The sequence below is a fragment of the ANME-2 cluster archaeon genome (genome assembly GCA_014237145.1).
Taxonomy (GTDB): Archaea; Halobacteriota; Methanosarcinia; order Methanosarcinales; family Methanocomedenaceae; genus Methanocomedens_A.
The window spans coordinates 1-3432 of record JAAXOC010000066.1 but is presented as its reverse complement, the minus strand read 5'-3'; the positions used below and the strand labels follow the sequence as shown (position 1 = coordinate 3432).

General features: G+C 47.6%; 4 protein-coding genes. 1 reads left to right on the top strand and 3 read right to left on the bottom strand.

From position 1 onward, the window contains the following. Window positions 1–405 precede the first annotated feature (405 nt). From HF974_08960 to HF974_08950, 3 genes are all read right to left on the bottom strand, one after another. Complete coding sequence (locus tag HF974_08960; protein ID MBC2698441.1) at window positions 406–738, bottom strand: type II toxin-antitoxin system PemK/MazF family toxin; 333 nt, start codon at window positions 736–738, stop codon at window positions 406–408. Then, window positions 723–971, bottom strand: a complete 249-nt coding sequence (locus tag HF974_08955; GenBank protein MBC2698440.1) for an AbrB/MazE/SpoVT family DNA-binding domain-containing protein — start codon at window positions 969–971, stop codon at window positions 723–725. Before HF974_08955 ends, HF974_08960 begins: the two co-directional genes overlap by 16 nt. 326 nt (window positions 972–1297) lie before the next feature. Then, complete coding sequence (locus tag HF974_08950; GenBank protein ID MBC2698439.1) at window positions 1298–2314, bottom strand: class I SAM-dependent methyltransferase family protein; 1017 nt, start codon at window positions 2312–2314, stop codon at window positions 1298–1300. A gap of 73 nt (window positions 2315–2387) precedes the next feature. Between HF974_08950 and HF974_08945 the strand changes: the two genes are divergently transcribed. Further along, the gene (locus HF974_08945; GenBank protein ID MBC2698438.1) at window positions 2388–3332 is read left to right on the top strand and encodes a hypothetical protein; all 945 of its coding nucleotides are present in this window, start codon (window positions 2388–2390) and stop codon (window positions 3330–3332) included. Window positions 3333–3432: the final 100 nt, after the last annotated feature.

The window sequence follows — 3432 nt, the reverse complement described above, 5'->3', positions numbered from 1 at the left end:
ACTACGTGGGCGTTACCATCCACGCATTCCGCGGTAGGATTACCCCGAATGAAAGGGGTAGCCGATTAGGCAATCTGTGATATAACTTCTTGTCGACAAACCGAGGACACAGAGGGGAAATACTCTATGCCCTTATCGAATAAGAAAGAGAGATTACTCGATCTCACAATGTAATCGAGAAGCAGCACGCCCGCCCCAGCCAAAAATTGCGACAGACGGTGCGCGGGTGTTCTGTGCATATTAATAGAGATGCGCCGCAGATTCGATCGCAAAGAAACTACTTTACATCAAAGAGATGCTGCCACTTGCTTTTACAATGGGCTGATGTGTAAACTGCGAAAGTGGTAGAGGAAAAAGTTGAGCTGAACGTAGGGTGATGTTCCTCAAAGTCAAAGATGAAAGATGTTATTGGGTAAATATGCTGATAAGCTTTTGTTCGACCTCTTTCATTTTTTCCTTCTTTAAAGTTCCTGCTCTGTATTCTACTATTGATTTGTCAGCTGTGAAGAGCCGGTTTGGTCGAATCCTGCTTTCCACCTTTAGGTTGCCTGCGTTAAAATCGTTTTTCGCAAGCAATATGGAATATTGATCGTTTTTCGCCGCACTCGTTATCTGACTGAGAATCACATCATCCCCGGTCAAGTTGGCCACGACCAGTGCAGGTCTTTTCTTGGAAGCACTTAGATCTGAAAACGGAAAAGGAATTACAACAATATCGCCCTTTACAGGTCTTTCCATGCTTCATCTTCCTCTTGGCTGTTCCAATCTTTTGCAAGGATATTCTCACTTGCAAGAGCGGTATGCATCCTTTCGTCAATTTGTTTCATGGATCGCAGTTCTATCCTATCATCATATGCAAACATGACAATCTTTGATCCCTCCCTGAAACCTTCGATGTCCCTGATGCGTTTTGGAATGGATATCTGTCCTTTTCTAGTTATTGTTACTGTTCTCATTTCAAGTAATGGCATTGTTTAGCCTCTGATTCTTACATGTAAGAAATGTAAGGAAATATACATAAATGTTTCTGATCAGGTGTTTAACCTGAATGATCTTTTGGGTTTGGAACAGGGATTGGGGGTGGTGTGCGTGCAGCAGCCTCGGTTGTTGGAGATTGCTGCCGGTGCGAGCCATGGCAGTTGGAATATATAATGCGTGTGATTTTCAATCTACAGTGCGCATATAGCGTTTCTATATTTCTCTGTGCCTTCTGTGTGCTATATGGCTTAAAAATGAAAACTGAGCTAAACAAATCTGATTTTTTATGATTCAAAAATGAAATCTCAAATTGGAAATTCTAATCTTCAATCACCCGAAACTCAATACACACATTATACTGGTATGGAGCATACGACCTCACAATCCTTCTCCCTGTACATTCCACCTTTCTCTCCATACGCGCTGCAGCTTCCTGTATCAGTCCCCACGAGGTCCTGTAAAGATCATCCTCATGCGTAATATCATAAAAGTGCACCACACCCCCATCCTTTGCCGCCAGTATGCCGTAGTCCAGAAACTCCCTGGCAGACTGGGGCAGGTTCATAATAACATGGTCTGCCGAATGTTTCAAATTCCCTGCCGCATTTCTTGCATCATCTTCCACTGCCGTTACGTTGTCCAGCCGGTTGAGGCTTATATTCTCACGCAGGAGCTTGACAGCCCCCGGGTTCTTATCCACTGCCACCACACTGGCCCCAGGTACACTCTTTCCGATCAGGATGCTGAACGGCCCCACACCTGCGAACAGGTCCACCACATACTGCCCCCGCTTTACCATGTCAGCCACCCTTTTTCGCTCAGTTCCAAGCCTGCCTGAGAAATAGGCACCGGCAAGGTCCACATTATAGCGGCAGCCGTGTTCTTTATGAATGGTACGGGTCCTGTGTTCGCCTGCCAGTACCACCCACTGCCGGGTCCTGAACTCGCCTTCTACCGGGCCAACCGCCCCCAGCACCACATTAATGCTTTTCCTGTACTCCATTAATGCCTTTGCAATACGTGTTGCATCAGGGTTATCAGCATCAACAATGGCAATATCGCCGATCACATCAAAGCCGGGTGTGAATCCCAATATATCTTCAAGTGACGGGTTTTTTCGTTTGGGCTCAAATTCGGCCTCAATAACGGCAATATTCTCATCTGCACCAGGCAGTGCCCCCAGTTCATCCGGCTCTGGCTTCCCAGTCACAGGTATGAGGATGTGTTCACCGTCCCGGCGTATCCGCGCTTCCGGATGGATATGCCCGGCCTCTTGCAGCATCCTTCGAATATCCTCTCCCATTGTGCTAGGTACCCTGAGGGCCCACAGTTTCATGAGATACAAAATGTCATTGCACGATAAAAGGATTTAGATAATTAGTTAAGTAAACCTGGATAATTAGGTCTGGATGACTGAACTGCTGACCCTGGATATTTCCACACAAATGGATTGCCTTTGTGACTTTACATATAATTTCTATTGGCAGCATAAGGGTTCGGAGCTTGACCCTGATAAACCAGTGGAAGGGCAGGCAGGTACAAATTTTACTTACAGGGATCTGGTCGAACATTTAACATCTGGCAAAGATGTCCGGATAAGGGGAGATGCTGGCAGCAGGCTTGGTTCCAGCCTGGGTGTTGACCTGAAATATTTCGGGGGCAGCGGGCAGGCCCTGGATGCCGGAAGTATATTCGTGGACGGGGATGCGGGCACCCGTATGGGTATCAGCATGGTCTCAGGCAGGATATATGTGTCAGGAAGTGTGGCAATGCCTATGGGAAACGTTGTAGAGGTCGCTTCTGGAAGGGAGGGCTACAGGTGTTTGAGGTCCATTACGGATATCCTGCATAACGGGCTGGGAGACGATGAGTTCAGTGACAGCAGGAATTTATTCCAGGAGGGGAAGAAGGATGTGCCATGTCTGGTGCTGGCAGACGGCGTGCTCAGGGATACGGTGGGTGCCCGGTGTGAGCGGGATGCCAGGATCATGGTGGAAGGCGACGTGAGCCTGAGCACTGGCATACTGATGCGAAAGGGCACTATTATTATAGAAGGAAATGCGGGCATGAACACTGGCACGCTGCTATCGGGCGGCACTGTGGTGGTGCAGGGAAGTGCAGGCGAGTTCGCAGCTGCTGATATGCGGGCTGGCACCCTTATCATAGCAGGGAAGAGTTCGGGGTACATGTGTGCCAACATGCGGGGCGGGGCCGTGTTCGTGAAACGGGATGTTAAGGTGATACCTCCTGCCAGGCAGTGCCAGCCGTTAGATAGTGATCTGAAACTGCTGGTGGATGTGCTGGATACCAACCGGATGGATGCAATGGGCTATAGGAAATATTCTATATGCTGATCAATAAGTATTATCCTCAAATTTACTTATGATTTGGATATCTCTTGACATTAATACTGGTTTGCATGTTCAAATGTTGATCGGAGAAATGTATATACAG

What these genes read in the sequence shown, in the direction of transcription:
- HF974_08960 (MBC2698441.1), bottom strand. Translation starts at nt 738, where the DNA reads ATGGAAAGACCTGTAAAGGGCGATATTGTTGTAATTCCTTTTCCGTTT.
- HF974_08955 (MBC2698440.1), bottom strand. Translation starts at nt 971, where the DNA reads ATGCCATTACTTGAAATGAGAACAGTAACAATAACTAGAAAAGGACAG.
- HF974_08950 (MBC2698439.1), bottom strand. Translation starts at nt 2,314, where the DNA reads ATGAAACTGTGGGCCCTCAGGGTACCTAGCACAATGGGAGAGGATATT.
- HF974_08945 (MBC2698438.1), top strand. Translation starts at nt 2,388, where the DNA reads ATGACTGAACTGCTGACCCTGGATATTTCCACACAAATGGATTGCCTT.